Raw genomic sequence first — 26,804 nt, forward strand, 5'->3', positions numbered from 1 at the left:
ATAAGAAGGGGGATAATTCCCCCTTCTTTGAATTTGAAAACAATAAGAAGAGAGAAATGAGCCGGTCTATTCGTTTATTAAATCTATTGCAGCAACTTCGTGAGGCACGCTATCCAATTACTGCCCAAGTCTTGGCTGAGCGTATGGGAATTAGTGTTCGTAGTATTTACCGCGATATTGATAGTCTACGTGCCCAAGGTGTGAGAATTGATGCATCGGCGGGTTTAGGCTTTCAGCTTAAAGAAGACATTGTATTGCCCCCCATGACGCTCAATGAAAATGAAGTTGAAGCTATTTTTTTGGCGTTATATTGGTTGAAGAGTGTGCCCGATCAATCTTTACAATCGGCTTCTACATCGATTTTAGCTAAATTGAATTCTGTCTTGCCTGAACATCGCCAATATTTATTACAGCAGACAACCCTAAGAGCGTTTAACACATGGCTGCCTGTGGATGAAAAGCGAGTCGAACAAATACGTTTAGCCATTCGGCAGCAAGTCAAAATTTCGATGCATTATCATGATGAACAACAGCGAAGTAGTGTTCGAATCTTATGGCCTTTTGCCTTGGGATATTTTAATGACAAAATTGTATTGGCGGCATGGTGTGAATTAAGACAGGACTTTCGACACTTTAGAATGGATCGTATTCAACATTTAAGTTTAACCCAAGAATTATACCCATCATTTAAACAACAACTGTTTCAAAAGTGGTGGGCACAAGAATCGCAGACTACTGACAAAAACTGACAAAAGATATTTGTAGACTAGGAACCACGATAAACAAGGAGCCATAAAAATGAGCCTTAAACTTTATACTAACAAAGAATCGCGTGGGGTAGTTATCGACTGGCTGTTAGTCGAGCTTGGTGTTGAATGTGAACAGATTGAAGTCGCATACCGAACCGAGATGAAATCACCAGAATATTTAAAGCTTAATCCTTTTGGAAAAGTACCTGTATTGGTAGACGGCGATGTCGTTATTTATGAGTTAGGGGCAATTTGTGCATATCTAGCGGATAAGTATAGTGATAAAGGTTTAGCACCTGCATTGGATGATCCAAAACGTGGTCTTTACTATCGTTGGCTGTTTATGATGGCTGGCCCTTGGGAAGCAGCTGGTGTTGATAAAGCTCTAGGAATAGAAGTATCACCTGAGCAAAAAATGTTTGTGGGCTATGGCGATTACAACGATGTTTACCAAGCCTTAGTTCAGGGGGTAAGTGAAGCAAAGCCTTATTTATGTGGTGAACAATTTACCGCAGCAGATGTAAGTGTAGGTGCGATGCTGCTATGGCAATTAAAAATGAATAAGATTGAGTCACACCCTGCAATCACACGTTATGTTGAAACGATTAAACAACGTGAAGGATTAAAACAAAGCAGTATGGGCTCATTGTTGTAAATTTATGCCGCTTCGAGCCACCCTTTTGGGTGGCTTTTGTTTTCTATATAAAAAATTTTAGTTGCTAATAAAGCTCGCAGCAACGTTAATACAAATCGCTAAAATGGTGGTGTTAAAACCAAATGCCAATACGAAATGAAATAAGTTAAGTAAACGCATATGTCTAGTGGTAACCGATACATCTGCTGTTTGTGCCGATGTACCAATAATATAGCTAAAATATAAGAAGTCAGGATAAGTGGGACGTTTGGTTCCCGGGAACTCTAGTCCGCCGTTCTCTTCATTTCTGGATAAAGCCATATAAAAGTCATGTGCATAGTGCAATGCGAAAACGGTATGCATAAAAAGCCATGCTGAAACAATAGTGAGTAAAGCTAAAGCAACATGTCCTAATTTTGCATAATGCTCAGAAGGAAGCTGAGACAACTGTACTAAAATAGCAACCAGACACATCGAAATTGCAAGTAAAACAATAAGCATGATGACCCATTTGCTTTCATCTTGTTTTTTTGCTTGTTGCTGCATTTGTGAGTGATCAGCATTTTTCATCAGTTTAAAAATATTGAATAAATATAAACTGACAGAACCATTCCAGCTCGCTAACAAAATAGTGGACCATTTCCATGAGGTATACATTGTTAGTAAACTTGCGGCAATAACTCCGATAAACAAAGCAATAAAGAAGTGAGGGCGGTTTCGTACGCTACGACCTAAATGCTGTAATAGTGCTACCATTTACTCAACGCTCCTTATGCTATGGTAAATATATTTTTTACTGTTTGGTTAATTTAACATTAAGTTTTATATGTGTTTTATACTTTAGATTATATTTTTTGTTTTTAAAATAATTTTTTAGATTATCTGAAATATAAAAACTTAACGTGATTTAATGAATTGATAAAAGTATAAAATAAATTTTAAACGCATTTATTTTATACTTCCTAAACCATTTATTATTTAATTATAAAGATAATTTATTTGATGATATTTAATCTAAATTTTTATCGAGATGAAATACTTTATTCAATTGATCTATAAATCTTTTAACACCTACAGATTGTGTATTTTTACGATAATTGACAAATAAATCTAGAGACGGTAATTCAACATCTAAAGGACGAACAACTGTATTAGAAACTCCTAAAGGGGCCACATAGGCTGGCAAAATAGTACAACCTAGCCCTGAACCGGTAGAGTTAATATTGAGTAAAATACTATCGGCCTTTTGAACAATATTGAAGTCAATATCATGAGTCTTAGTGAACTCTAAAATAGTATTGTGTAGGGTGTTAGATTGCTCTACAGCAGGAATAATAAAATCAATACCATTTAAAGCTTTTACGGGAATACGTTCGTATTTAGCGAGAGGGTGATTTCTTGGAAGTAAGAAAATTAAAGGTTCGGTTAAAACAAATTGGCTTTGAATTTCATCAGTTTCGGTGTTGTCACGTGTGAACGTGATGTCGAGTTCACCTCTTTTCAAGGCTTTGAGTTGCTCTGTATTGTTTAAACTTGATAATTCAATGGTAAGGTCAGGGTGTTGTAAGCGCAGATTCGGAAGAACATAAGGAAAAATTTTCATTTCTGCAATGGGGACAAAACCAATGCGTAATAACTGTTGTTTGGCCTTTGAGACCTGGCGTGCCATTGCCACTGCTTTATCGGCTTGAGCAAGAGTTAAACGAGCATGCTCTAAAAATACTTCACCTTCTTCTGTTAACTCGACTTTCCTTTTTGTACGGTTTAAAAGCCGTACTCCGACATCTTCTTCTAAATCTTTAATTTGTTGGCTAAGGGAGGGTTGAGCGGTATAGAGTTTGAGAGCGGCCTTACTAAAATTTAATTCTTCAGCAACAGTAATAAAATATCGAAGATGGCGTAATTCCATAAGACTAATCCAAAAAATGTCTTACTATGATTTAAGTAAAGTATAAAGCATAAAACTATATAACGTGAAGGTGCTTTAGGTATTTATAAAATAAATGAAAATTTATAATTCATTATTAAATTAATATGAAAAGTTATTTAATTATTAATTTATAAAATATATTAGTTAATCTTCACAATTTAAATTATTGAAAGAAATTATAAATACTTTTATAAAAACATTTAAAGTTTTCTCATATTATGAAAAAACTATTATTAATCTATGTACTGAAATGCTGCTTTTTTAGCAAGAAATATGTGGAGAGTATTTTTTGGGTAAATGTATTACTACGTTTTTCATTTCTTGAAATTTATGAGTTAGAGGGGCAACCGTGCTTAACATGAGTAAAGGTTGATAAAGTTAAGCAGTTTTAAAATACGTTGTGATCTAGGTTCAAAGCAGTTTTCTTAAGTTATTTGGCTTATTCTATAGTATTGTTATGTTATACAGTAGCTTGTAATAAGAATAGTAAGTAACGAATCACAAACTCAACATATCTAAACATTTTTTTGTGGCACTTTAGATTGGTGTATGTCGGTGACAAGAATAAAAGGGATATTTATATGATAAATAAGTGTAAGTGTCATAGCTTAATTTATTTAAATCGCTAAGATAGAAAACACAATGATTCATTCTCCTGATGCTACAACCATAGAATAAGCCCATGAAAGACAAGCCGACATTAACGTATCAATTGCCGACTCAGTCCTGTTGGACGCATACATGGATAAAACCGCCTTTTTGTAATCCTGAATCAGGACATGAGGAAGATACTCGTTTTTATAATCAGCAGCCTAGATCGCCTGCACGAGGATCAAAAGAGCTATTACGTTGGTTAGTCACTCGTGAGTCTTATACGTGGAATGTGGATATTCAAAATGAATATGAAGTACGTGTTAATACACCAATTGCGTTGCCACAAAATCGCCCTCATGCCGACTTAGATGATTGGCAAGTTTGGTTTGTAGGTCATGCTACTGTACTCATTCAAATTGGACCTTATAACTTTATTACAGACCCGGTGTGGTGTGATTATGCGAGTCCATTACAAGGACGTGGTCCGCGCCGTGTATGTCCAGCTGGTTTTGCGTTAGAGCAACTACCCACTATACATGGGGTGCTACTGAGCCATAATCATTACGATCATATGGATTTGGCAACACTTGAATGGTTACATAAGAAATTTGCGATGCCAATTTATACAGGGCTTGGTAACGGGTTTTATCTACCTAAAGAGTTCCATGTGATTGAAATGGACTGGTGGCAAGAAATTCCTTATCACGAGTTAAGAATTGTTTATACACCTGCTCAGCATGGTTCGGGGCGAGGTCTACGCGATCAAAATAAAGCCCTTTGGGGTGGCTTTTCTGTTTTGGCAAAAACAGGACATTGTTTTTTTGCTGGTGACACAGGATATGCAGGACATTTCAAACAAATTCATGCACGTTATGGCGCACCGCGTGTTGCCTTACTTCCAATAGGAGCTTATGAGCCTCGTAAACTAATGAGCTATGTTCATATGAATCCTCAAGATGCTGTCCATGCCCATTTAGATTTACAAGCTCACCGTTCTATGGCGATTCACTATCGGACTTTTCAGTTAACAGATGAAGGACGTGATGATCCAGAACATGCGTTAGCTCATGCTATTAAAGCTTCTTCAAAACTTGCGAATCCTTTTTATTGTATTCGGGAAGGGCATAAATTGACGGTCTAGCATTCGTTTAGTTTGATATTAAAAAAGCCAGTTCAATGTGAACTGGCTTTTTTATTTTGACTTAAATTAAGCTAAGTCAAAACGGTCAAGATTCATGACTTTGGTCCATGCAGAAACGAAGTCTTTAACAAATTTTTCCTTACCATCTGCCTGAGCATAAACTTCTGCCAATGCACGTAAGATCGAGTTTGAACCGAAAACTAAATCATTACGTGTTGCAGTAAATTTCACTACACCTGTTTTGCGGTCTTTACCTTCAAAGACTTCATTTGTTGAATCAGCAGGTGCCCATACAGTAGACATATCAAGTAAATTCGTAAAGAAGTCTGTGCTGAGTACGCCAACTTGATGAGTGAACACGCCGTGTTGCGAACCATCCCAGTTGGTACCGAGTACGCGTAAACCACCAACTAATGCAGTTAACTCTGGTGCAGTTAAAGTCAGCTGCTGTGCTTTATCAATTAATAATGCCTCAGTTGATGCGTTGACTCCCTGTTTTTTCCAATTTCTGAAACCGTCAGCAAGGCCAAGCAGTAATTGGAAAGTTTCGATATCAGTTTGACTTTGTAATGCATCTACACGACCTGGCGCAAATGGAATGCTAATATTGAAACCTGCCGCTTGAGCAGCTTGTTCTACACCAACGTTACCCGCCAATACAATTAAATCAGCTAATGACAATTGGGTTGATGCTTTGAGTTCTTCAATTTTACTTAAAGTCGTAACTGCTTTTTGGTTTACTTCCCAATCACGTTGTGGTGCTAAGGCAATACGTGCACCGTTTGCACCACCACGCTTATCTCCACCACGGAAAGTTGACGCTGAGGCCCAACCTAGAGAAACCAACTCGCCAGCAGATAATCCTAGTGCAATAATTTTTGCTTTCGCATCAGCAATGCTGACAGCAGAAGGTATAGCACTGGCAGCAGGTAATGGATCTTGCCAAATTAAATCTTCAGCAGGAACTTCCGGACCTAAATAACGGGCTTTTGGCCCCATATCACGGTGAGTTAACTTAAACCATGCACGGGCAAACGCATTGGCGAAAGCTTGTGGATCGTTATGGAAGCGACGAGAGATCTTTTCAAACTCAGGATCAAAACGTAAGGTCAAATCTGTAGTGAGCATCGTTGGCTTGCGTTTAACTGATGGATCAAATGGATCAGGAATGATCGCTTCAGCATCTGCTGCTACCCATTGAATTGCACCAGCAGGTGAGCGTTCTTGTACCCATTCGTATTTAAATAGGTTTTCAAAGAAGTAATTGCTCCATTGCGTTGGCGTTTGTGACCAAATGACTTCTAAACCTGAAGTGATCGCATCTTTACCAACACCTGTACCAAAGCTACTTGCCCAACCAATTCCCATCTGTTCAATTGGCGAACCTTCTGGATCAGCGTGAACATGGTCGGCAGAGCCTGCACCGTGGGTTTTACCCAAAGTATGCCCCCCTGCAATCAATGCAACAATTTCTTCATCATCCATTGCCATGTTGCCGAAAGTCGCACGAATAAATGGTGCAGCTGATCTTGGGTCACCGCTAGCTTCTGGGCCTTCAGGGTTCACATAAATTAGACCCATCTCGGTTGCAGCAAGGTTACTGCCAGCCAAAGCTTCAGAGTTACGATGAGCTAACCATTCTTTTTCATCGCCCCAGTTTACATCGTTGTCTGGTTCCCATACATCTTCACGACCCGCACCAAAACCAAATGTACGGAAGCCAGAAGACTCAAGCGCAATGTTACCGGCAAGAATAAATAAATCTGCCCACGATATTTTTTGACCGTATTTTTGTTTAACTGGCCATAGCAAACGGCGTGCTTTATCTAAGCTCGCATTGTCAGGCCAACTATTTAATGGCGCAAAACGTTGCTGACCGCGACCAGCACCACCACGGCCATCACCCATACGATAGGTACCCGCAGCATGCCATGCTAAGCGAATAAATAAACCTGTGTAATTTCCCCAATCGGCTGGCCACCAATCTTGAGAATCGGTTAATACATTTTTGATATCAGCTTTGAGTGCGTAGTAGTCAATTTTTTTAAATTCTTCGCGGTAATTAAAATCTTTACCAAGTGGATTAGAGCGTTCCGAATGCTGATTGAGCAAGTCAACGCGTAATTGTTTTGGCCACCAGTGCAAATTAGTCGTGCCACCACCGACTATTACTTCCGGTTTTGAGTTATGACCTGAAAAAGGACATTTTGATTCATTTGACATGGTTATATTCTCTCTGGGTAATAATTATTGAGCTTTTAATGGAACCGAACGCTCATTTTCCTGGACTTCTGGGTTAAAAAAATTATGTGTAGCGAATAAAGAAATGAGAGAACAAATGGTGAGATAAACCGTTTAAAATTTTTTCACTGTTATGTCAGCTCATCATTTTTATTCAGCAATACATGAGTTTCCTTTGTTTATTATTCCTTCAATTTACTGCATGAAGGCTAAAAAACAAGAGGGAAAATGGTTCGAATTTTGCAAAGAATGATGCATGGCATGAGCTCCTTAATCATTGAAACATCGAAATATCTTTAAATTTCGTTCTTTAAACATACTAGAATCTGATTGTTTATTTTTCAAATGGATTAAATTGGCTATATTAATAGGTAAAACCGATTTTTGTGGTTAAATGAAAACTTAAGAATGCGTGATAAATCAAAATTTAAAAAATAGTCCAATAAAAAAGGAGAACCTTGGGCTCTCCTTTTTTGAATGTTTATACGTTTACAAGGCGATTGGATTTAACCATATCGGCTAAACCATGCGTTTTAAAGTAGTACTCAAGCCAGCTTTTTACAATCAGCGGGTTATTCATTTTCATGACATCATCGAGTAGCTTCTGCGCATCTGTCATTGGTACATGACAAATCGCTTTGCGTACACGCAAAATGTTACTTGAGCTCATTGAGAGGGTGTTAAAGCCCATTGCCATAAGCAAGATCGCTGATAATGGATCACCTGCCATCTCACCACAAATGCTTACTGGTTTTTGGTATTTATGGCATTCCTTTACCAGTCGGGTTAAGGCACGCAAAATCGATGGATGGAAGTGTGAATATACACTTGCCACATGCGGGTTATTACGGTCAACCGCGAGTAAGTACTGAGTTAAGTCATTTGAACCAACCGAGAAGAAATCGACAAGTTCAGCAAACTCATCAATTTGTAGCAGTACGCTTGGCACCTCTACCATAATCCCGATTTTTGGTTTGGTAATCTTAACCTGTTCTTCTTCTTGCACTGCAATCCAGTCACGCTCAAGCAAATAAAGTACTTCTTCGACTTCACTTACGGTTGTCACCATAGGCAACAAAATATGTAAATTATTTAAGCCGATACTTGCTTTGAGCATTGCGCGGATTTGTGCCGAGAAAATTTCTGGATGATCGAGTGTGAAACGGATACCGCGCCATCCTAACGCCGAGTTTTCTTCTTCAATACTGAAGTAAGGTAAGTCTTTATCGGCACCGATGTCGAGAGTTCGCATGACCACAGGTTTATTGGCAAAGTGGCTCAACTGTTGACGATAGATAGCACGTTGTTCTTCTTCACCCGGGAAACGCTCCCGTAACATGAAGGGAATTTCACTTCGATATAGGCCCACGCCTTGAGCACCGCGTTGTACGCCGCGAACAACATCAATCATAAGGCCGGTATTAACAAAAAGTTGAACAGAAACTCCATCTGGAGTAATCGCTTCTTTGGTCTCATATTGTTTGAGATCTTTGGCGATCTGTTCATCTTCTTTTTGAATTTCTTTATAGCGCTGACGTAAACGGCGTGGAGGGTTTACAAAAACACGGCCCTGATAAGCATCAACAATCATTTCTGCATCATCAAGCGTATTTACAGGCAGTTCGGTTACACCAACGACAGTTGGAATACCTAATGCGCGCGCCACAATCACCATATGTGAATTGGCTGCACCTTCTGATGTGACAATTGCTGCAATATTGTCGACTGGTAATTCAACCAGCGCGGCAGTACTGATTTCTTCACCAATTAAAATACTGTCTGGGCTGAGTTCGCGGTGACTTGAATCTTCTTCTTGCAAAGAGGCTAAAATACGCCGTCCTAAATCTTTAAGATCGGAAACTCGCTCACGCAGATAATCATCTTCCATTTGTGCAAATAGGGCAGTGTGCTTTTCAATCACACGACGTACCGCACCTTGTGCCCAATGCCCATCACGAATCAGATCTTTAATTTCTGCAGGTAATGCATTTTCATCCAGCATTCGTAAGAAAACACTAAATAAAGCGCGTTCTTCTGCCATTAAGGAATCATGCATTTTTTCATCTAAAGAACGAATTTCTGAACGAACTGATGAAATAGCTTGATCTAGAAGTCGAAGTTCATGACTAATATCTTCGGCTTCACGGTCAGGTACAGAACCCAAATCGGCAGGTGGATATAAAATAATAGCACGACCTAAAGCAACGCCACCTGCACCTGATGCACCTTGGAAGGTTTTATAGGCTGGCCCATTACTTGGCTTACGAAATACATCGATATTGCCAACAGCATGTGCATGCGCAATAACGCCAGAAAGCTGCGCACAGAGCGTAACTAAAAAGGATTCAGCTGCTTCGCTAAAATCTTGAGGAAGTCTATTTTGGACAACTAAAACCCCCATAACCTTACGACGGTACATGACCGGTACGCCGAGGAAGGAGTTATAAATTTCTTCGCCTGTTTCAGGTAAATACAAGAACCTTTCATGCTTTGGCGCATTGTCAAGGTTAACAATTTCTTCACGTTGCCCAACCAGACCAACTAGGCCTTCACCTAACTGCAATGAAACATGACCAACAGATTCCGGATTTAAGCCTTTGGAGGCCATCAAGACATAACGTTGATTACGCTCATCGAGTAAGTAAATAGAGCAAACATCCACTTTCATGGCCTCAGCAACCTGATTGACCATAATGTCTAACGATTCATGCAAACTCACGGACGCATTAATCTCTTGGACAATGCGTCTTAGAGTGTCGAGTTGCATGTTTGACATGGATGTATACTCCAGTATTTTTTTAGACTATGAATGTATTTATAACAGCACTTTTAATAAAAATCATTTGCTAGATAAATGATTTTTAGGGTAATTGTTGCAACGGCAACTGTGTACACAACTCCACCATGGCTTTACGGTAAACATCGCGCTTGAAGTTCACCACTTGTCCAAGCGGATACCAATAGCTAACCCACTGCCATTCGTCGAATTCGGGCGGGTCGGAGAGGTTTAACTGAATATTTTTTGCAGATGCAGTTAACTTCAGTAAAAACCATTTTTGTTTCTGTCCGATACATACGGGGTCAGAGTCTGACCGAATATACCGATGTGGCAAACGATAACGCAGCCATCCTTTGGTTTGCGCAATAATCTGGACATGTTCGGGCAATAAGCCGATTTCTTCTCTCAGTTCTCGAAAAAGTGCCTGTTCAGGGGTTTCTCCAAACTGGATGCCTCCTTGTGGAAATTGCCAAGCATTGTGACCAATGCGCTTTGCCCATAAAACCTGTCCATCATCGTTTGCCAAAATGATCCCGACATTCGGTCGGAAACCTTCTGAGTCGATCATTTGGCTACCTAAATATTTATCTATATCGTTGACTTTAATCGCGGGGACAAACACTTTTTTATGTCCAGCTCGAAAAGATCAAAGTAAAATGTTTAAATTGCTACGATCTTAACGAATTTCTATCGACTAGCGGAGATAGATTTACATTTTTTTTCTTAAATTTCAGTTTAAACGAGAATTTTCATGAAACTGGCGTTGTTTGATTTAGACCATACCTTGTTAAATACCGATTCAGACCACTCGTGGGGTGAATTTTTAGTCAATGAAGGTTTGGTTGATCCGGTTCATCATCGTCAGATGAATGATAAGTTTTATGAAGATTATAAAGCAGGGCAACTTGACCCTTATGCTTATAATGAATTTGTGTTTGGTTTTTTAACAAAGCATGACAATGACTACTTAACTGAGCTGCATCAGTTGTTTATGGAAAAAGTGATTCGTCCACAAATGCGTCCTAAGGGTTTCGATGCCATTAAGAAACATCAAGACTTGGGCCACACTATTGTTGGTATTACTGCAACGAGTGATTTTATTACTGTGCCAATTTTCCGTGAATTTGGTATTACTGAAATCTTAGCAACCAATGCTGAGGTAGCAAACGGAAAATATACCGGTAAGGTAGCGGGCTTGGCATGTTATCAACAAGGTAAGCTTGCACGTCTTGACGACTGGTTGGCAGGACGTAGCGTATCTGAGTCATGGGCTTATTCAGACTCAATTAATGACCGTTTTTTACTTGAGTATGCAACTCACTCGATTGCAGTCAATCCTGATGATCGTCTTGAGAAGTTGGCCCAAGAACACAACTGGGAAATTCAGGACTGGTCGATTTAAGATTGTAGAGTTGGATGAGCCATGTGTTAGGCCTTCCAACTCTTAAATATATTTAAAATAATTAATATTTCTTATTCATACTGATTTAAGATTAAATGTGGATATATCTAATAAAAATTATAAGTTTAAAAATGAGGTAATAATAATGCCAGAAACGTCACAGATTAAATTACCAAAACAACTTTGGAATGATCAAAGTATTGATTTAACACGTCATAGCTATAAGGGAAAATTACTAAGTAAAAGTGACGGCTTTAAATTAGGTAAGCTTCAACGTAAAAAAATACCGCGTGAACAGCTATCAAAGCTTTCTAACCGACCAAAAGGCACAACTGCTTTAACGATCTATGATTGGAGTAACCAAGGACGTTTAGAAAAACTCAAACCGATTCGTGCAAAACGAATGAGTATTTCTCCATTTACGTTTTATCGTGGTATGGCTTCTTTGATGCTTTTTGACCAAGCATGGGAGCAAGTAAATTCAGGTTTATTTCAACAAATTTGTGGTGATTGTCATTTAAATAATTTTGGTGGCTTTGCAAGTCCAGAACGTAACCTGTTATTTGGAATCAATGATTTTGATGAAACTTTAGTTGCCCCGTTTGAATGGGATATAAAGCGTTTAGCAACCAGCTTTGTGATTGCGGCGCGTGATATCAAGCTTGCAGACAAAGTGGGTTTAAAGGCAATTAAAATAATGCTAAATAGTTATCGTCAGCAGTTATTAGAAAGTGCAAAACTTTCGCCACTACAAGTTTGGTATGAAAAAATTGATGCCATGACCTTATTAGAAAATACTGAACGCCGAAAACTAAGAGAGAAATGCGAGAAGAATCTTGATTTAGAACAGAAAAAAACGGTGTATTCTGTTTTGCCGAAGCTTACAAAGCAAGATCAAGATACAGGATTACGTCATTTTGTAGATGCTGCGCCGTTATTATGGCACCCAAGTGCAGATGAACCATTTAGTCAGTATGTGGATGTATTTTTTAAACAATATCGTGATTCTTTAAAATATGATCGCCAAGTACTTTTTGATCGTTATCAATGTACAGATGTGGCTTTAAAAGTGGTTGGTGTCGGAAGTGTCGGTACACGATCAGCAGTTGCATTATTTCAGGATGCAGATCGAGAGCCATTAATTTTACAAATGAAAGAAGCTAAGCCATCCATTCTTAGTCCGTTATTTGTAGAAAAAGTAAATCACGAAGGCGAACGTGTGGTGCATGGACAGCAACTCATTCAAGCCGCAAGTGATATATTTCTTGGATTTTCTTCAATATCAAATCAAGATTTTTATATACGTCAGTTACGTGATATGAAAATCACGTTTGACCTGAATGGTATGGATGATGAGTATTTCTATGAGTATGCTGAAGGTTGTGGTTTGGCTTTAGCACATGCCCATGCTAAATCTGGAAATGCAGATGTACTTACGGGATATATTGGAGCGAGTAATACGATTATAGATGTATTACAAACCTATGCAGAAGAATATGCTGAACGTAATCTAAAAGATTATCAGCAATTTATGAATGAAATTGCTGATGGTAAGATTCAGATTGCTGGAGATAATGCACTTTAATAAATTATTTAACTTTCTCTGTGGTCAGCCAAATATTGGGATCAGGATTTTGTTGATGCCAAAGCTTGAATTGAGCTCGCCATTGCTGAAATGGGGTCGATAAGGTAGGGCGTGGGTCATCACTTAAAGTGTAAGCCATGCCTTCTACCAGCCATTTCGGTTTAGTTAGCATTGCAATATTTCCCCATTCTTCGGCTTGTCGATGATGAATGAGTTCATGGGTGATGTAAAAATCTTTCCAGCCACGTGGTGCAACCAATAACCCCAAATTACCCACAGCTTTAGCAGCTGCTTTTTCCATGCCAAACGTATTTGCACACTCTAGAGTTGAGCAAAAAACCATAGTGGGCTGTTGATGAAAAGCACCTACTTTATCTTGGGTTTCTTGTAATGCCCGATGATAAAGTGTTGTCGCAAGAGGCTCTGATTTTGGATCATCTACACATACATTGCCTTCACAGTGTAGCAATGACAGGTGATGTGCAAAAACAACGCGTATCGGTTTAAACCAGATCAATGTTGCAAGAATTAAGACAGCTAAAACTACGAATCCGTATAAACTGGTTTTAATTATCTTTGAATATTGATTCTTCACGATCATGAATCTTAAGTGAAAAGTGTAATGATAGTAGAATAAAAGATATATATTTACAGTATCATTTCCAATCAATATATAAATTTATTAATTAAAATAGCATGGTCAAAAACAAGCGTACTAAAAATGAACGTTGCAATGGTTTCTTTTCAGGAATTTATAGATCAGCTCATTACTGCTATTCTTGGTGAATTACTTATTTATATCATTGGCTTACTGTTCATGAGTGCAATTGGCGGAATTGTTTTCGCTGCTATATGTTTCAGTTGGGGCATTCTATTTTTACTGCTGCCGTTTGCTGTTATGATTTATATCCTTGTTAAAAAATATAGTTGTTAATGCGGTTATTCTTTCATCATTTTAATCAACTCTTGCATAGCTCTAGATTGTGTACGTGCAGGGTGCCATACCATGCCTAATTGACGATTCATCTCAACATCTAAATCAAGCTGTTGCATATCTTGATTCAACAAAGTTTTTGGTAGAACTGACCAACCTAAACCAATAGATACCAACATACGAATGGACTCAAGAGGGTTGTTACTCATGGTGATTTTTGGTTTAAGTCCTTGTTTTTCGAACTCCGCTAAAGTGATTTGAGCCGTATAGGTTTGTGCAGCAGGCAGTAAGCTTGGGTATTCGATTAAGTCTTGTAAGGTCAAATTCTTTTGCTGTGCCAATGGGTGAAACGGAGCAGCGACAAAGACTAATGGATCATTCCAGATGGTAATGTAGTTAAGGCGCTCATCACCTGAAGGTGGGAGTGTTAAAAATGCTAACTCCAAATCACCAGCAAGGACCTGTTCGTGTGCTTGTTCTGAGTCAACAAAATGTACATCTAGAGTGACTTGTGGAAATTGCTGAACAAAGTGCTTTAGCGGTACAGGTAAGTGGTGCAAACCGATGTGATGACTCGTCCCGATTTTTAAACGACCTTGTATTTGAGTTTGTTCATGACTTAGTGTGTGGTGAATGTCCCTAAGTTCGTTTAACCAGTTTTTGACTTTAGGTAATAATGAATGTGCAGCATGCGTTGCTTGAACCCCACGACCTGCGGATTCAAATAGTTTTACGCCGAAGTATTCTTCGAGACTATGAATACGTTTGGTGACCGCAGGCTGGGTAATAAAGAGTTGATCTGCAGCAACAGAGATTGAACCTGTTTCCATAACTTTTACAAAAGCTTCAAATGCTGCAAGATTCATAATACAACTCAACTTGGAATAGAGAAATCGAGAGAGGCTAAAGTCGCCACGTCAAAATCGTATCATGCTTGCAGCCAAACGTTCTATAAACTTGTGATTTAACGCATTAATCTTAGTCTAGGCGATGGTCTCTTTTTCGCTTAAGGCTGATATACGGCGGTCTTTAGCTGCCCAGACTTTTTCGTGAAAGAAAAATGCAAATGCTTGTACTGTTGGTTCTAACATGCTTAATGTTAAGGCCATCCAGATGTTACCTGTTACAAAGTATGCGACTAACATGGCAACACTAATGTGCATAATGTAATAACTGAGGGTTTTCTTTAATGTACGTTGATTATTTACAACAAATTTTTGAATTTTAGCCATCATCATTCTCTCTACCTGTTTTAGATATTTTTAGTATAGAGAGGAGAGTATAAGATTAAAAATGGATTATGCAAATGATAATCATTAACAAAACCGATTTATATATTTTAAGAAATATTAATAAATGCAGGAATGATTCCTAAAAGTTTTCTAATTTATAAAAATGATAAATTAGATTTATGTGAAACTCTGGCTATAATCGAAGAAAGATTAGAATTACCCAGTCCAATGGAGCAAGACGACATGGCAGGCAAAACTTTATATGACAAATTGTGGGATGACCACGTAGTTTCACAGCGTGATGATGGCTCTTGTTTGCTTTATATCGACCGTCATTTATTGCATGAAGTAACGAGTCCACAAGCATTTGAAGGTTTGCAACTTGCAGGTCGCCAACCTTGGCGTTTAAGCGCAAACGTGGCTACACCAGATCATAACGTTCCAACCTCTAAAAAAGAGCGTGATCAGGGTATTGCAGGGATTGAAGACGATACATCTCGTATTCAGGTTCAAACCTTAGATGATAACTGTAAGGCTTTTAATATTGTTGAATTTGGTATTAATGACATTCGCCAAGGTATTGTGCATGTTGTTGGTCCTGAACAAGGCTTAACATTACCAGGTATGACAGTGGTGTGCGGTGACTCGCATACCGCGACTCACGGTGCTTTTGGTTGTTTGGCACATGGTATTGGAACATCTGAAGTTGAACATGTTTTAGCGACACAATGTTTGATTCAGAAAAAATCAAAAAACATGTTGGTTCGTGTTGATGGCGTTTTAGGTAAGGGCGTAACACCAAAAGATGTTGTGTTGGCCATTATCGGTAAAATTGGTACTGCGGGTGGTACAGGTTATGCAATCGAGTTCGGTGGCCAAGTCTTCCGTGACATGTCGATTGAAGGGCGTATGACCGTTTGCAACATGGCAATTGAAGCGGGTGCTCGCGTGGGTATGGTCGCAGTTGATGACAAAACCATTGAATACGTAAAAGGTCGTAGTTACGCACCAAAAGGTGAGCAATGGGAACAAGCAGTTGCGTACTGGAACACTTTACATTCAGACGCTGATGCAGTTTTCGATGCTGTTGTTGAGTTAAATGGTGCACAGATTGAACCACAAGTGTCTTGGGGAACTTCACCTGAGATGGTGATTCCAGTGTCGAAAGCTGTACCAACTTTAGAACAAGCTAAAGATGACGTACAACGCAGTGACTGGACACGTGCTTACCAATATATGGGTTTAAATGCAGGTCAGGCATTGGCTGATATTCAGCTTGACCGTGTGTTTATTGGTTCATGTACCAACTCACGTATTGAAGATATTCGTGCTGCGGCTGAAGTCGTTAAAGGTCGTAAGGTGGCATCTAGTATTAAGCAAGCGATGATTGTGCCGGGTTCTGGTTTAGTTAAACAGCAAGCAGAAAAAGAAGGTTTGGACAAAATTTTCTTGGAAGCTGGTTTTGAATGGCGTGAACCAGGTTGTTCAATGTGTTTAGCAATGAATGCAGATAAATTACAACCGGGTGAACACTGTGCATCGACATCAAACCGTAACTTTGAAGGTCGTCAAGGTAATGGTGGTCGTACTCACTTGGTGAGTCCAGCAATGGCTGCTGCTGCTGCAATCGCAGGTCATTTTGTTGACGTTCGTTCATTTTAATTCGGTCTGGAGCAAATCATGAAAGCTTATACAGTTGAACAAGGTATCGTTGCACCATTAGATCGTGCCAATGTTGATACAGATTTAATTATTCCAAAACAGTTCTTAAAATCGATTAAACGTACTGGTTTTGGTGACAACTTATTTGATGAACTTCGCTATTTAGATGAAGGTTATCCGGGACAAGACAATTCAGTCCGTCCAAAGAATCCGGACTTTGTTTTGAACCAACCACGTTATCAGGGCGCAACAGTTTTAATTGCACGTACGAACTTTGGTTGTGGTTCAAGTCGTGAGCATGCACCTTGGGCATTAAATGAATATGGTTTCCGTACCGTTATTGCTCCAAGCTTTGCTGATATTTTCTTTAATAACTGTTTCAAAAACGGCATGTTGCCAGTTATTTTGCCTGAGAACATTGTTGATCAGTTATTTAAAGAATGTGCTGCGAATGAAGGATATCAGTTAACGATTGATTTAGCTGCGCAAGAAGTTCGTACACCAACAGGTGAAGCGTTTAAATTCGAGGTAGACCCATTTCGTAAGCACTGCTTGTTAAATGGCTTGGATGATATTGGCTTAACTCTTCAAAATGCGGACGCAATTCGCGCTTATGAAGAAAAAACTAAACAGATTCGTCCTTGGGTATTCCAAGAGATAAATTAACCTTTTGGTACATTTTAAACATAGTCATGGCGTCGTGTTCAAACTCTTGCTAACATGCTAAAGCATAACAACAGCTTAAAATTATGCACTAGATGAGGATTGGGCTTGAACAATGAAGAGGAACGTTACTCATAGCTTTTTGTTGGGCCTGTGCGCAATAACACTAAGTGCTTGTCAGAGCACTCATAATGTATTGGATACTGTTCGTATTAAGCAGGCTGAACAAGAAAATTTGGGGCAGAATGCAGCAATATATTGTTCTGGCGCAAAAAGTTGCGAATTTGAACGGCTAAATGATATTACTGTTGTTGATGCACAGACACGCAGAATTAGTAATCAGGCAATTCATCAAGGAATTGTAAGATTAAATGGTTCGGTGTTGAGTCAAAGCAATAGCTTGTATTTATCTGTGCCTGCTAAGCAATATGAAGTGGTGATTCGTTACTATCCGATTTCTCCAGATCGGGCAGAAACCATCCATGTTATTCACCAATTCAAAGCTAATCATCGCTATATGTTTAAAATGTACCGAGACAAATCTAACCGTTCGGGTAGTTTGCTCAATGTTTCTGTACCAGATCCATTATGTGTTGACTTAGAGCAGGATGGGCGTGTAATTCGCCGTTTTTGTCGACCATTTGATGTAACCACAGGACTCGGTGAATTTCTCGAACAGAAAAAACTAACACCACGACAGTCATAACGCTGTCTTGTCTTTGAAAATGGAAAACTTCATGTCTAAACAGATTTTAATTTTGGCTGGTGATGGAATTGGTCCTGAAATTGTTGGGGCAGCAGAAAAAGTATTAAATAAAGTAAATGAAAAATTTAATTTGTCGTTGACTTGGGGACATGGCTTATTGGGTGGGGCAGCGATTGATGCACATGGGGAACCATATCCGGCTGTAACAAGTGAACAAGCAAAAAAAGCTGATGCCATTTTGTTAGGTGCAGTTGGCGGACCAAAATGGGATACCATTGAACGTTCGATTCGCCCTGAACGTGGCCTTTTAAAAATTCGTAGCGAACTCAACCTTTTCGCAAACTTACGCCCAGCGATTTTATATCCGCAATTGGCCGATGCTTCTAGCTTAAAACCTGAAATTGTTGCTGGCTTAGATATTTTAATTGTTCGTGAATTGACTGGTGGTATTTACTTTGGTCAGCCACGTGGTATTCGTGAACTCGAAAACGGTGAAAAACAAGGCTATAACACTGACGTTTATGCTGAGAGTGAAATTAAGCGTATTGCAAAAGTTGCTTTTGAACTTGCAGGATTACGTGGTGGTAAAGTTTGTTCAGTAGATAAAGCAAACGTTTTAGAAGTGACAGAGCTTTGGAAGCAAACGGTTACTGACTTACAGCAAGCGAACTATCCAAATATTCAGCTTTCACACATGTATGTAGACAACGCAGCAATGCAGCTTGTCCGTGCGCCAAAACAGTTTGATGTGATTGTGACTGGCAACTTGTTTGGCGATATCTTGTCTGATGAAGCAGCAATGCTTACAGGTTCAATCGGTATGTTGCCATCAGCATCTTTAGATGAAAGTGGTAAAGGCATGTACGAACCTTGTCATGGTTCAGCACCTGATATAGCAGGCCAAAATGTGGCAAACCCATTGGCAACCATTCTTTCTGTTGCAATGATGCTTCGTTATACCTTCCGTGAAGAGGCTGCTGCTAAAGCAATTGAAGATGCAGTAGGGCAAGTACTTGATCAAGGTTTCCGTACAGCCGATATTATGTCTGAAGGCATGACGAAAGTAGGTACAGCCGAGATGGGGCAAGCTGTTGTTGCTGCTCTTGCTTAAAATCTATTTTGTTAAAAAACGCAGCATTAAGCTGCGTTTTTTTATGGCTGTGTTTAACAAGCTTTGCCTTGGTACTCAATAGATTCAGCAATGTCATTCTTAAGGTGAAAAATAACTTTGCAATTAAAGTTAACGTCGTACGAGTTGCTACCTAATATTCCCGATTGAATAGGGACTGGATTACCACCCATTTCAACATTACTTACCATAGGAATTGGAATACTTAATGGGCGTAAAACTGTGTAGATGAGTTGATTGGATGTTTTTTGTGGAGCGTTAGCCACTTGAAGACCGAAGCTTCTTAAGTTGAGATTTTGCTCAATAGTGGTAGATGATTTACCTAAGTAACCTTTTAAATATTCATGTAAATCTACTGATTGGTTGGGGTGGCTCATGCAACCGTTAAGATAAGCCAGCATGAGTGACAATAGGCTTATTCGGCATAGGGGATATATATTCATTTTTCTCTCTTTATCAAATTATATTTATTATTAAAGAACAGTAAGTTGTATTTATTGGCTTGTAAAGGCAAAAAGGAAGTTTATGATAAATGGAAGATGGGTGGTTATAAAATATGCACTCATATTCAAAATCACTTTATAATAATTTCGTAAAAAAACTTAAGGAAAACATGATGAAAAAAATACTTTTAGCAGTTTTATGTAGTGTTGGAATAACGTCAGTCTATGCAGATAATTGCGACAGTACGCGTAATACTTACGATGATATTTACTGTACAAATAAAATCTATGCGAGTGCTGATGTAGATCTAAATAAAAATTATCAGGCGTTAAGAGCAAAACTAAATTCAGCCCAAAAAAATACGCTTAAGAAGTCTCAGCTTGCATGGATACGCCAACGTGATGCTGACTGTACAAATTCAAATAGGAATAGTGTAGACGTGCAATGTCGTTTAAAGACAACGCAGGAAAGAAACCATTGGCTGCAAGAAAGATTGCGTGAATGCCAAACGGTAGGCTGTAAAACCAGTCGTTTAAGTGAATAAAAGACGCAATAAAAAAGCCACTTCATGATGTGGCTTTTTTGCATTCACTAATTAGCGAGCACGGTACGTAATACGACCTTTAGTTAAGTCATATGGAGTCATTTCGACTTTCACACTGTCGCCAGTAAGAATACGAATATAGTGTTTACGCATTTTACCAGAAATGTGTGCAATAACTTCGTGACCGTTTTCAAGACGTACACGGAACATCGTATTAGGAAGCGTTTCGGTGACAACGCCTTCGAACTCAATGAGTTCCTCTTTATTGGCCATAGCCTACCTGATGATCAAATTGGAAAGGCGCAAATTATAGTCAATTTATTTAAAAAAAACAAGATAGACATACTTCTGCTAAAGCATCTGGTTAAAGTATGACTAATAAAAAAAGATGTAATTTTTTTCACAAAAGAAGTGTAATTCTGTTGTCAGTTTGGTCAATCAACGCTAATCTAAAATCATAGTTATTAGGGACTGTTCATTGCTTAAAAGTCAACAGCCCTAAATATAAATGAAGTATCTACATGGAAGGGCACTGCGTGGGTCAGCTAACAGATGCATCAGTTGTATTACGCTTTGGCTACCAAGCGATTCGTCGTGCGGGTTTGCCAACAGAAGAAATATTAACTAAAGCGGGAGTCGCTTTAAATCAGGTCGATACAAATGCACGTACACCGTTAAGTGCACAGTATGCCTTTTGGACCGCCGCTCAGGAAGTCAGTAAAGATCCAGACATCGGTCTGCATTTAGGTGAACATTTGCCTTTGTATCGAGGGCAAGTGATTGAACATCTTTTCATTAGTAGTGACACCTTTGGTGAAGGCTTAAAACGGGCCTTGGCATATCAACGACTTATTAGTGATGCATTTGACGCAAAACTGGTGGTTGAGGAAGGGCGTTGTTATTTAACTAATGGTGAACAGATTGGTGCTGACAATCTAGTTAATCGTCATTTTTCTGAATGTGCAATTTCGGGTGTACTTAGATTCTTCAAGTTTATTACCGAAGGACAATTTCATCCTATCTTCATCGATTTTAATTTTAGTGAAGGTGCTTCTGAGGATGAATATTTCCGAGTTTATGGCTGTCCAGTTAGCTTAGGTCAGAAAGAAACGCGTTTATATTTTGACCCTGCCATTTTAGATTTCCAGCTTTGGCAAGCAGAGCCTGAGTTATTGCAATTGCATGAACAGCTTGCCATTGAAAAGCTACAAGAGCTGGCGCGTTATGATCTGGTGGGGGAAGTACGTAGAGCAATTGGGTCAACACTTGAGAGCGGAGAAACAACCTTGGAAACGGTTGCTGCTCAGTTGAATATTACCCCGCGTCGTTTGCGTACTCAGTTAAGTGAAGCAAATACGAGTTTTCAGCAAATACTTTCTGACTATCGTTGCCGTTTGGCTAAAAAGCTTTTGGCAAACACCAACGAGAGTGTGGAGCGTATTGTATATTTAACGGGTTTCTCTGAGCCAAGTACGTTTTATCGTGCATTTAAACGTTGGACCAATGAAACACCAGTTGAATACCGTAAGCGTAAACAGCATCGTTAATTTATTCTATGTCATGGCGGAGTCGTGCCATTAAGGCTTTAATAACTGGATTGGCCTTCAGCTAGAGTTACTTTTCTTTCGGGAAAAGTAACCAAAACCATTGTCACACGCAAAACCTGTTAGATAATTATTAATATCTAATGCATCGCAAAAACATATACTTATATATTTAGGGCAGGTTGCGTATGACTTTGTCGAGTATCTTATTTAGTGCTTAATTTGGATACTGAGTTTTAAAAATTTTAATCGGGTAAATTAAGCCAATGTGGCCCAAGTGCTGGTTGTGGCAACTCAAACTGCTCGGGATAATAACATTGAATAAAATACAGACCATCTGGTGGAGCAGTGACTCCTGCTGCCTTACGATCTTGTGCCGCGAACATTTCATCGATATGGTCTATTTCATACATACCTTGACCAATTTCAAGTAGGCATCCAACAATATTGCGAACCATATGGTGTAAAAAACCATCTGCCTGAATATCTAAAACCAAATAACGGCCATGTTCAAATAGACGGCAATGCGTTACATGTCGTACAGGTTGATTTGACTGACATGCTGCTGCGCGGAAAGTTTCAAAATTATGTATACCTTCAAACTTGCTGGCCGCTTTAATCATCTTTTGCACATCTAACTGTTGGTAAATGTGTGTGACTTGCTTGTGTAATAAGGCTGGGCGACAAGGGGTGTTATAAATCACATAGCGATAACGTCGAGCCGTTGCTTTAAAGCGCGCATGAAAACTTTCATCCATCAGCTTAATCCACTGAATGGAAATATCTTTTGGTAACTGACTATTTGCGCCTCTTAACCACCCTGTTTCTGGACGAATGGCATGTGTGTCGAAGTGGGCCACCATATTTGTCGCGTGTACTCCCGCATCTGTACGACCTGCACCGTGAAGTGCGATAGGTTCATTTGCAACTTTACTAAGCACACGCTCAATGGTTTCTTGTACGCTGGCAACGCCTGGCTGTTGTGTTTGCCAACCTCGGTATTGAACTCCGCTAAACTCAATACCGACCGCATAACGTTGCATGGCTTTACCTCTTAATGCAAATTTTCATTCCAATGGTTCAACCATTGTTCTGGGGTTGCGTATTTTAAATACATTTGAAGTGCTTTTGCATAGAGATCTGCATGACTATGGGCATTATTAATGACAATTTTTGCAGTTTTAGCCCAAGCACTAATTGCATAACGTTGGTCAATGCCTCCAAACGTCACTTGTGTCGCCAAGATCGGAACACAACCATGAACATAGAGTTCATCTAATGTTGCCAATAGTTCAGGATTTACTGCGATATTACCTGTACCAAAACCTTGTAGCACTAAGAAATGCGGTGGGGCAGGGAGTAAATTTTTTAATTGCTGTACCAAGTGCTGTGTTGCAATCGGTTGCATCATCCAGTTTAAAATCTGGAATGAAGCAGCTCGTTCAATTTGAGCATCTTGTACGATCAACTCATTTGCCTGAGGTGTAAATTCAACTTCACTGCCTAACCCTGAAAATGCATCGAGTTCAGTCGTATGCGTTTTCAATGCAGTTTGTGCGTGAAATACTTGATGGTGAAAAGCGAGATAAGCACCTACAGGTAGGGCAATCACTTGTTCTAAGGCAAGATATAAGTTCTCAATAGCATCTGTAAATTCACGAGTATTATCGCCTTGAATATTGAGTAACGGGTATTGACTACCAGTAATCACAATATGACAGCTTTGACCTAAAAAGCGAGCTAAGGTTGCAGCTGCATAACTAAGCGTATCTGTACCGTGAATAACAACGAAATGTTGATAGCCTTCAAGTTGTAGTTGTTGTATGCGTTGAATAAGGCGTAACCAATCAGGTGCTGTACATGCACTGCTATCAACAATATTGGGTGCAGCGAAGCAATCAACGGTTAAGTGTGGCGGAATCACTTTTTCCAGTTGAGGCAAGAATTGGTCATAAGGCATAGGCGCTAAAGGTTCACCAATGCAACCAAAAGTACCACCCATATAAAATAAGGCTATTTTTTTCATATTTTTGCAGGCATAAAAAAGCAGTCATCTCTGACTGCTTATGGTAAATCGAACGGTTCTAAGAAGCTATGCGATTCAGTAGGTTTTTCGCATGTTGTTGTTGTTCTGTGTTGAATTTTTGCTCATCGCGCTGTAGTAAATTGCGCGCTGCTTGGTTCGCTCCAAACTTAATGTATTGCTCAGCCAATTTTAAGTCGAGCTCATTTTCATTGACTTGTTTTAATTCTGGAAAAGCTTCTAGAAGTGGATCTTCTATTTGAGGTTGCGTAACTTCTTTACTTACTACATCAATATGACTTTGAGCTTCAACCTCAGGTGTTGTAACGAGGGCAGGTTCATCTAACGAAAACTCAAGAGGTGCGATAGAAGTCGCTTCTAATGGCGCTTGTTCTACGAGTTTAATTTCATCTAATGATGGAGCCTGTTCATCAGATTTCGTCTCTGAACTTGGAGGGTTTAACTCAAGATTAAAATCCAATGCATTGATGCTGTTCTCTTGATTTACTTCTACTGCTTGAGTTTTTTCCTCAGTTTTATGCAGAGGTGCCAAATCAAAAGAAAACTCTAAATCAGCTAGCTCATTTGTTTCCTGAGATGACGATACTTCTGGTTCTTGTGGAGAAGTTGATACTTCTGGCTCGTGTACAGGTTGGCTGGTATTTTCTGTAGCCGCAGTTTTTTCGAATGAAAAGTTAAATTCTAACGGTTCAACTTCAACAGCAGGTTCTTGTTTTACAGGGGTATAGTCTTTCTGCAAGTCATCAAAAGATGCTTCAGAAGAACTTGTTGTTAGCTGGTCAAATTGAGCAGTGGTATCAGCAGTATTTTTTGGCTCTTCATATGTGGGCGCTTGTGGAAAATCAATAGCATCCGGTTGTCTTGATGACTCGTATTCTTTTTGTTTGGCTTCTGCCTGAATGACTATTTCATTTAATGCCAAGCTACGAATATGACTAATCAGCTGTTGAATCGCAAATTCGTCTTTTTGAGCAATATGAATGTCGAGAAGTAATAAATACAGTTCGTGCTGGGTATTATCTTTTTTAAGCGCCTGATTGACTTGAGCTTCGGCTGCTGAAAATTGTTTCTCTTGAGTGAGCTGCTGGATTTTTTGACGTAACGCTTCTGGAACAGAGGTACTTTGGGGAATAACGGGTACAGCTTCTTCAACTGCATTGGCTTTACTTTTTTCGCGTGAGCTTTTGCTAGCTTTAGAGCTTGTTTTTTTGTTGGATTTTCTATTGATACTCTTTGGGGAGGTGGCCTCTTGTTTCTGGCTATTCTCACGCTTTTTTAGAATAACGGCGACCACGAGTAATATGATAAACGGAATCACATATAACATTACTTTCCCCTTAAAAATAAAATATTTGCAATATAAAGCGAGCTGACTCTGGTTTTAACTTAATGTTTTTGCTTGTGAGTTTGTTGCTGTGCTTGTAACTGCTGTTGTAACTCTGCCAAACGTGCATTCAAAAGTTGAATACGTTGGTCTTTTAAACTTAAAGTTTGATTTAGTTTGGTTACATTCCTTTGTAATGTAACGGTTTTTTCTCGCGTTGTCATAACTTTTACTGCTAACTCAGTATTGTTTTGACCTTGTTGTGTGCTCTTTTTTGCACTTCCATGAGTAGAATTTTGGCTATTCTCTGCCACGATACTCATTTCAGCTTGTTGTAAACGATATTTTGCTTTGCCAGAAGCAGCTTTGGCTGTACTCACATCCCCTGATTTAGGTTTTGTATGTGAATTTTTAGCTGAGTGGGTAGGTGTTAAGTTTAGTGCAATTCCTTGACGTAAACGGTTTACATTACCTTGAATAAATGCATGTTGATTTTGAGACTGTATATCTCGCATGACTTTAGCAACAGGCTGTTTGGTCTGGGCTGCTATACGGTTGGCAATACTCCATAAAGACTCATTACGCTGTACAACATATTTGCCGGTAGGTGCTGGGCCTTTATAACTACTGATTTTTTGCTTTTTCGGTGTATTTTTACTTAATACATTTTTTGGTTGGACAGGCTTCGGTTGAGCGACTTTTTTAGCTGTCGCTATTTCATTTTCTCTGTTTTGTTGAGTGTCGCTCGATAGTTGTTTTTCTGAAGGTGGTACAGAGGTAATTGCTGTTGTTGATTGTGCTGTCTGAGAGGACGTTGTTGCCGTAACTGGAGTTGTAGGGGCAGAGCTATTTAACGCTGGAGCTGTTCCAGCGCTAATATTTAGATTGTGTTCACTCGTTTTAGCCTCTGTTACAGGTGTTGACGGCTCAGCAGAAGTATATTGAGTGCTTTCTGGTAAATTTAATGCAATATCTTTTTCATTCACAATAAATTGTGGTGAAAGTGGACTCTCATTAGGGGGAGCCTTTTTTATAGATGATGGCTTTATAACGGTTTTAATGTGTTGAAGATGAGTTGCGTTTCCTTCACTTACTTTTACGACAATGTTTAGTTCAGGATCAATAATAGGACGAGATGAGGTAATCACAATAACACCCGTACCCTGACCATTTTGTCGTGTATAGAAATTTAAGTTACCAGGAGGTTGATGTGTTACGCCTAAACTATTTAGATCATCTTGAGTAGCTAAACTGACTTGTAATGGAGTATTAGGATCGGCTTGCTGGAAATTCATTTCAGCGTAAAGCAGCTCACCAGGCGCAGATTGAATTTGAATAGGATCTAATGTAATCGCATAAACAGAAGGCGAAGACATAATGGTGAAAATGGCAATTTTTAATTTGTTATATGCAGTCATCTCAATCCATGACCTGATCAGTCGTAAAGTCGTTCAAAATTATACAATAATGAAATGTAAATAAATTGTTAATTTTTCACAAACCAGTTACGAAAAAGCCGATCA

Annotated in this window: 25 protein-coding genes and 1 pseudogene; 12 read left to right on the plus strand and 14 right to left on the minus strand. The window is 39.1% G+C overall.

Annotation, left to right across the window (positions count from 1 at the left end; genetic code table 11):
• Positions 1-56: 56 nt before the first annotated feature.
• Complete coding sequence (locus tag ABLB96_RS04720) at positions 57-749, plus strand: YafY family protein (RefSeq protein WP_348896218.1); 693 nt, start codon at positions 57-59, stop codon at positions 747-749.
• A gap of 49 nt (positions 750-798) precedes the next feature.
• Positions 799-1,404 carry a glutathione S-transferase family protein gene (locus ABLB96_RS04725; protein WP_348896217.1) on the plus strand — a complete coding sequence of 202 codons (606 nt, stop codon included), beginning with the start codon at positions 799-801 and terminating at the stop codon, positions 1,402-1,404.
• Positions 1,405-1,461: 57 nt separating this feature from the next.
• Here ABLB96_RS04725 and ABLB96_RS04730 read toward each other — a convergent pair whose 3' ends face one another.
• Together ABLB96_RS04730 and hcaR are read right to left on the minus strand one after the other, a co-directional pair.
• The gene (locus tag ABLB96_RS04730) at positions 1,462-2,139 is read right to left on the minus strand and encodes a DUF1345 domain-containing protein (protein ID WP_348896216.1); all 678 of its coding nucleotides are present in this window, start codon (positions 2,137-2,139) and stop codon (positions 1,462-1,464) included.
• Between the two features lie 253 nt (positions 2,140-2,392).
• Positions 2,393-3,292, minus strand: a complete 900-nt coding sequence (gene hcaR / locus ABLB96_RS04735) for a DNA-binding transcriptional regulator HcaR (RefSeq protein ID WP_348898560.1) — start codon at positions 3,290-3,292, stop codon at positions 2,393-2,395.
• Positions 3,293-3,995: 703 nt separating this feature from the next.
• Between hcaR and ABLB96_RS04740 the strand changes: the two genes are divergently transcribed.
• Entirely contained in the window at positions 3,996-5,048 is a 1,053-nt protein-coding gene (locus tag ABLB96_RS04740) for an MBL fold metallo-hydrolase (RefSeq protein WP_348895682.1), read from the plus strand.
• 66 nt (positions 5,049-5,114) lie between these two features.
• Here the strand turns inward: ABLB96_RS04740 and katG are convergent, their stop codons facing one another.
• The 3 genes from katG to ABLB96_RS04755 all read right to left on the minus strand — a co-directional run bounded on the left by katG (position 5,115) and on the right by ABLB96_RS04755 (position 10,636).
• Positions 5,115-7,271 (minus strand): catalase/peroxidase HPI, encoded by a 2,157-nt coding sequence (gene katG / locus ABLB96_RS04745; protein ID WP_348895681.1) that lies wholly within the window; start codon positions 7,269-7,271, stop codon positions 5,115-5,117.
• A 499-nt stretch (positions 7,272-7,770) separates the two neighbouring features.
• On the minus strand, positions 7,771-10,065 hold the full coding sequence (gene ptsP, locus ABLB96_RS04750; RefSeq protein ID WP_348895680.1) for a phosphoenolpyruvate--protein phosphotransferase: 2,295 nt from the start codon (positions 10,063-10,065) through the stop codon (positions 7,771-7,773).
• An 85-nt stretch (positions 10,066-10,150) separates the two neighbouring features.
• Complete coding sequence (locus tag ABLB96_RS04755; protein WP_309454227.1) at positions 10,151-10,636, minus strand: RNA pyrophosphohydrolase; 486 nt, start codon at positions 10,634-10,636, stop codon at positions 10,151-10,153.
• A 183-nt stretch (positions 10,637-10,819) separates the two neighbouring features.
• Between ABLB96_RS04755 and ABLB96_RS04760 the strand changes: the two genes are divergently transcribed.
• On the plus strand, positions 10,820-11,470 hold the full coding sequence (locus ABLB96_RS04760; protein WP_348895679.1) for an HAD family hydrolase: 651 nt from the start codon (positions 10,820-10,822) through the stop codon (positions 11,468-11,470).
• 145 nt (positions 11,471-11,615) lie between these two features.
• Complete coding sequence (locus tag ABLB96_RS04765) at positions 11,616-13,055, plus strand: DUF2252 domain-containing protein (protein WP_348895678.1); 1,440 nt, start codon at positions 11,616-11,618, stop codon at positions 13,053-13,055.
• Positions 13,056-13,059: 4 nt separating this feature from the next.
• On the opposite strand, the gene ABLB96_RS04770 is transcribed toward ABLB96_RS04765, so the two are convergent.
• A complete protein-coding gene (locus ABLB96_RS04770; protein ID WP_348895677.1) occupies positions 13,060-13,656 on the minus strand; it encodes a hypothetical protein in 597 nt (198 codons plus the stop codon).
• 95 nt (positions 13,657-13,751) lie between these two features.
• Here ABLB96_RS04770 and ABLB96_RS04775 point away from each other — a divergent pair.
• Positions 13,752-13,989 (plus strand): annotated as a pseudogene (locus ABLB96_RS04775) (hypothetical protein).
• A 5-nt stretch (positions 13,990-13,994) separates the two neighbouring features.
• On the opposite strand, the gene ABLB96_RS04780 reads toward ABLB96_RS04775, so the two are convergent.
• Complete coding sequence (locus tag ABLB96_RS04780; RefSeq protein ID WP_348895676.1) at positions 13,995-14,855, minus strand: LysR family transcriptional regulator; 861 nt, start codon at positions 14,853-14,855, stop codon at positions 13,995-13,997.
• 117 nt (positions 14,856-14,972) lie between these two features.
• A complete protein-coding gene (locus tag ABLB96_RS04785; RefSeq protein ID WP_348895675.1) occupies positions 14,973-15,227 on the minus strand; it encodes a DUF2061 domain-containing protein in 255 nt (84 codons plus the stop codon).
• 237 nt (positions 15,228-15,464) lie between these two features.
• Between ABLB96_RS04785 and leuC the strand changes: the two genes are divergently transcribed.
• The 4 genes from leuC (at position 15,465) to leuB (ending at position 19,363) form a co-directional block, all read left to right on the plus strand.
• Positions 15,465-16,883, plus strand: a complete 1,419-nt coding sequence (gene leuC, locus ABLB96_RS04790) for a 3-isopropylmalate dehydratase large subunit (RefSeq protein ID WP_348895674.1) — start codon at positions 15,465-15,467, stop codon at positions 16,881-16,883.
• An 18-nt stretch (positions 16,884-16,901) separates the two neighbouring features.
• The gene (gene leuD / locus ABLB96_RS04795; RefSeq protein ID WP_200000239.1) at positions 16,902-17,549 is read left to right on the plus strand and encodes a 3-isopropylmalate dehydratase small subunit; all 648 of its coding nucleotides are present in this window, start codon (positions 16,902-16,904) and stop codon (positions 17,547-17,549) included.
• Positions 17,550-17,661: 112 nt separating this feature from the next.
• A complete protein-coding gene (locus ABLB96_RS04800; RefSeq protein ID WP_348895673.1) occupies positions 17,662-18,252 on the plus strand; it encodes a hypothetical protein in 591 nt (196 codons plus the stop codon).
• Positions 18,253-18,283: 31 nt separating this feature from the next.
• A complete protein-coding gene (gene leuB / locus ABLB96_RS04805) occupies positions 18,284-19,363 on the plus strand; it encodes a 3-isopropylmalate dehydrogenase (RefSeq protein ID WP_348895672.1) in 1,080 nt (359 codons plus the stop codon).
• Positions 19,364-19,416: 53 nt separating this feature from the next.
• On the opposite strand, the gene ABLB96_RS04810 is transcribed toward leuB, so the two are convergent.
• Complete coding sequence (locus ABLB96_RS04810) at positions 19,417-19,824, minus strand: hypothetical protein (protein ID WP_348895671.1); 408 nt, start codon at positions 19,822-19,824, stop codon at positions 19,417-19,419.
• 170 nt (positions 19,825-19,994) lie between these two features.
• On the opposite strand from ABLB96_RS04810, the gene ABLB96_RS04815 reads away from it, so the two are divergent.
• Positions 19,995-20,369 (plus strand): lysozyme inhibitor LprI family protein, encoded by a 375-nt coding sequence (locus tag ABLB96_RS04815; protein ID WP_348895670.1) that lies wholly within the window; start codon positions 19,995-19,997, stop codon positions 20,367-20,369.
• A gap of 51 nt (positions 20,370-20,420) precedes the next feature.
• Here the strand turns inward: ABLB96_RS04815 and infA are convergent, their stop codons facing one another.
• Positions 20,421-20,642: a translation initiation factor IF-1 gene (infA, locus tag ABLB96_RS04820; protein WP_001284370.1), complete on the minus strand. Its 222-nt coding sequence runs from the start codon at positions 20,640-20,642 to the stop codon at positions 20,421-20,423.
• A 263-nt stretch (positions 20,643-20,905) separates the two neighbouring features.
• Here infA and ABLB96_RS04825 point away from each other — a divergent pair, with 263 nt between their 5' ends.
• The gene (locus tag ABLB96_RS04825; RefSeq protein ID WP_348895669.1) at positions 20,906-21,916 is read left to right on the plus strand and encodes an AraC family transcriptional regulator; all 1,011 of its coding nucleotides are present in this window, start codon (positions 20,906-20,908) and stop codon (positions 21,914-21,916) included.
• Between the two features lie 242 nt (positions 21,917-22,158).
• Here ABLB96_RS04825 and truA read toward each other — a convergent pair whose 3' ends face one another.
• The 4 genes from truA to ABLB96_RS04845 are packed head-to-tail and all read right to left on the minus strand — an operon-like array spanning position 22,159 to position 26,699.
• Positions 22,159-22,956, minus strand: a complete 798-nt coding sequence (truA, locus tag ABLB96_RS04830; RefSeq protein ID WP_348895668.1) for a tRNA pseudouridine(38-40) synthase TruA — start codon at positions 22,954-22,956, stop codon at positions 22,159-22,161.
• Positions 22,957-22,967: 11 nt separating this feature from the next.
• On the minus strand, positions 22,968-23,939 hold the full coding sequence (locus ABLB96_RS04835; RefSeq protein WP_348895667.1) for an asparaginase: 972 nt from the start codon (positions 23,937-23,939) through the stop codon (positions 22,968-22,970).
• Between the two features lie 58 nt (positions 23,940-23,997).
• Positions 23,998-25,284, minus strand: coding sequence for a hypothetical protein (locus ABLB96_RS04840; protein WP_348895666.1), 1,287 nt, complete (start codon positions 25,282-25,284; stop codon positions 23,998-24,000).
• Positions 25,285-25,343: 59 nt separating this feature from the next.
• Positions 25,344-26,699 carry a hypothetical protein gene (locus ABLB96_RS04845; RefSeq protein WP_348895665.1) on the minus strand — a complete coding sequence of 452 codons (1,356 nt, stop codon included), beginning with the start codon at positions 26,697-26,699 and terminating at the stop codon, positions 25,344-25,346.
• Positions 26,700-26,804: the final 105 nt, after the last annotated feature.

The sequence above is a fragment of the Acinetobacter sp. XH1741 genome (assembly GCF_041021895.1).
Classification (GTDB): Bacteria; Pseudomonadota; Gammaproteobacteria; order Pseudomonadales; family Moraxellaceae; genus Acinetobacter.

What these genes read in the sequence shown, in the direction of transcription:
- ABLB96_RS04720 (WP_348896218.1), top strand. Translation starts at nt 57, where the DNA reads ATGAGCCGGTCTATTCGTTTATTAAATCTATTGCAGCAACTTCGTGAG.
- katG (WP_348895681.1), bottom strand. Translation starts at nt 7,271, where the DNA reads ATGTCAAATGAATCAAAATGTCCTTTTTCAGGTCATAACTCAAAACCG.
- ABLB96_RS04845 (WP_348895665.1), bottom strand. Translation starts at nt 26,699, where the DNA reads ATGACTGCATATAACAAATTAAAAATTGCCATTTTCACCATTATGTCT.
- ABLB96_RS04785 (WP_348895675.1), bottom strand. Translation starts at nt 15,227, where the DNA reads ATGATGATGGCTAAAATTCAAAAATTTGTTGTAAATAATCAACGTACA.
- leuD (WP_200000239.1), top strand. Translation starts at nt 16,902, where the DNA reads ATGAAAGCTTATACAGTTGAACAAGGTATCGTTGCACCATTAGATCGT.
- ABLB96_RS04780 (WP_348895676.1), bottom strand. Translation starts at nt 14,855, where the DNA reads ATGAATCTTGCAGCATTTGAAGCTTTTGTAAAAGTTATGGAAACAGGT.
- ABLB96_RS04730 (WP_348896216.1), bottom strand. Translation starts at nt 2,139, where the DNA reads ATGGTAGCACTATTACAGCATTTAGGTCGTAGCGTACGAAACCGCCCT.
- ABLB96_RS04755 (WP_309454227.1), bottom strand. Translation starts at nt 10,636, where the DNA reads ATGATCGACTCAGAAGGTTTCCGACCGAATGTCGGGATCATTTTGGCA.
- ABLB96_RS04815 (WP_348895670.1), top strand. Translation starts at nt 19,995, where the DNA reads ATGATGAAAAAAATACTTTTAGCAGTTTTATGTAGTGTTGGAATAACG.
- ptsP (WP_348895680.1), bottom strand. Translation starts at nt 10,065, where the DNA reads ATGTCAAACATGCAACTCGACACTCTAAGACGCATTGTCCAAGAGATT.
- hcaR (WP_348898560.1), bottom strand. Translation starts at nt 3,292, where the DNA reads ATGGAATTACGCCATCTTCGATATTTTATTACTGTTGCTGAAGAATTA.
- ABLB96_RS04740 (WP_348895682.1), top strand. Translation starts at nt 3,996, where the DNA reads ATGAAAGACAAGCCGACATTAACGTATCAATTGCCGACTCAGTCCTGT.
- infA (WP_001284370.1), bottom strand. Translation starts at nt 20,642, where the DNA reads ATGGCCAATAAAGAGGAACTCATTGAGTTCGAAGGCGTTGTCACCGAA.
- ABLB96_RS04765 (WP_348895678.1), top strand. Translation starts at nt 11,616, where the DNA reads ATGCCAGAAACGTCACAGATTAAATTACCAAAACAACTTTGGAATGAT.
- truA (WP_348895668.1), bottom strand. Translation starts at nt 22,956, where the DNA reads ATGCAACGTTATGCGGTCGGTATTGAGTTTAGCGGAGTTCAATACCGA.
- leuC (WP_348895674.1), top strand. Translation starts at nt 15,465, where the DNA reads ATGGCAGGCAAAACTTTATATGACAAATTGTGGGATGACCACGTAGTT.
- ABLB96_RS04810 (WP_348895671.1), bottom strand. Translation starts at nt 19,824, where the DNA reads ATGAATATATATCCCCTATGCCGAATAAGCCTATTGTCACTCATGCTG.
- ABLB96_RS04725 (WP_348896217.1), top strand. Translation starts at nt 799, where the DNA reads ATGAGCCTTAAACTTTATACTAACAAAGAATCGCGTGGGGTAGTTATC.
- leuB (WP_348895672.1), top strand. Translation starts at nt 18,284, where the DNA reads ATGTCTAAACAGATTTTAATTTTGGCTGGTGATGGAATTGGTCCTGAA.
- ABLB96_RS04840 (WP_348895666.1), bottom strand. Translation starts at nt 25,284, where the DNA reads ATGTTATATGTGATTCCGTTTATCATATTACTCGTGGTCGCCGTTATT.
- ABLB96_RS04760 (WP_348895679.1), top strand. Translation starts at nt 10,820, where the DNA reads ATGAAACTGGCGTTGTTTGATTTAGACCATACCTTGTTAAATACCGAT.
- ABLB96_RS04835 (WP_348895667.1), bottom strand. Translation starts at nt 23,939, where the DNA reads ATGAAAAAAATAGCCTTATTTTATATGGGTGGTACTTTTGGTTGCATT.
- ABLB96_RS04800 (WP_348895673.1), top strand. Translation starts at nt 17,662, where the DNA reads ATGAAGAGGAACGTTACTCATAGCTTTTTGTTGGGCCTGTGCGCAATA.
- ABLB96_RS04770 (WP_348895677.1), bottom strand. Translation starts at nt 13,656, where the DNA reads ATGATCGTGAAGAATCAATATTCAAAGATAATTAAAACCAGTTTATAC.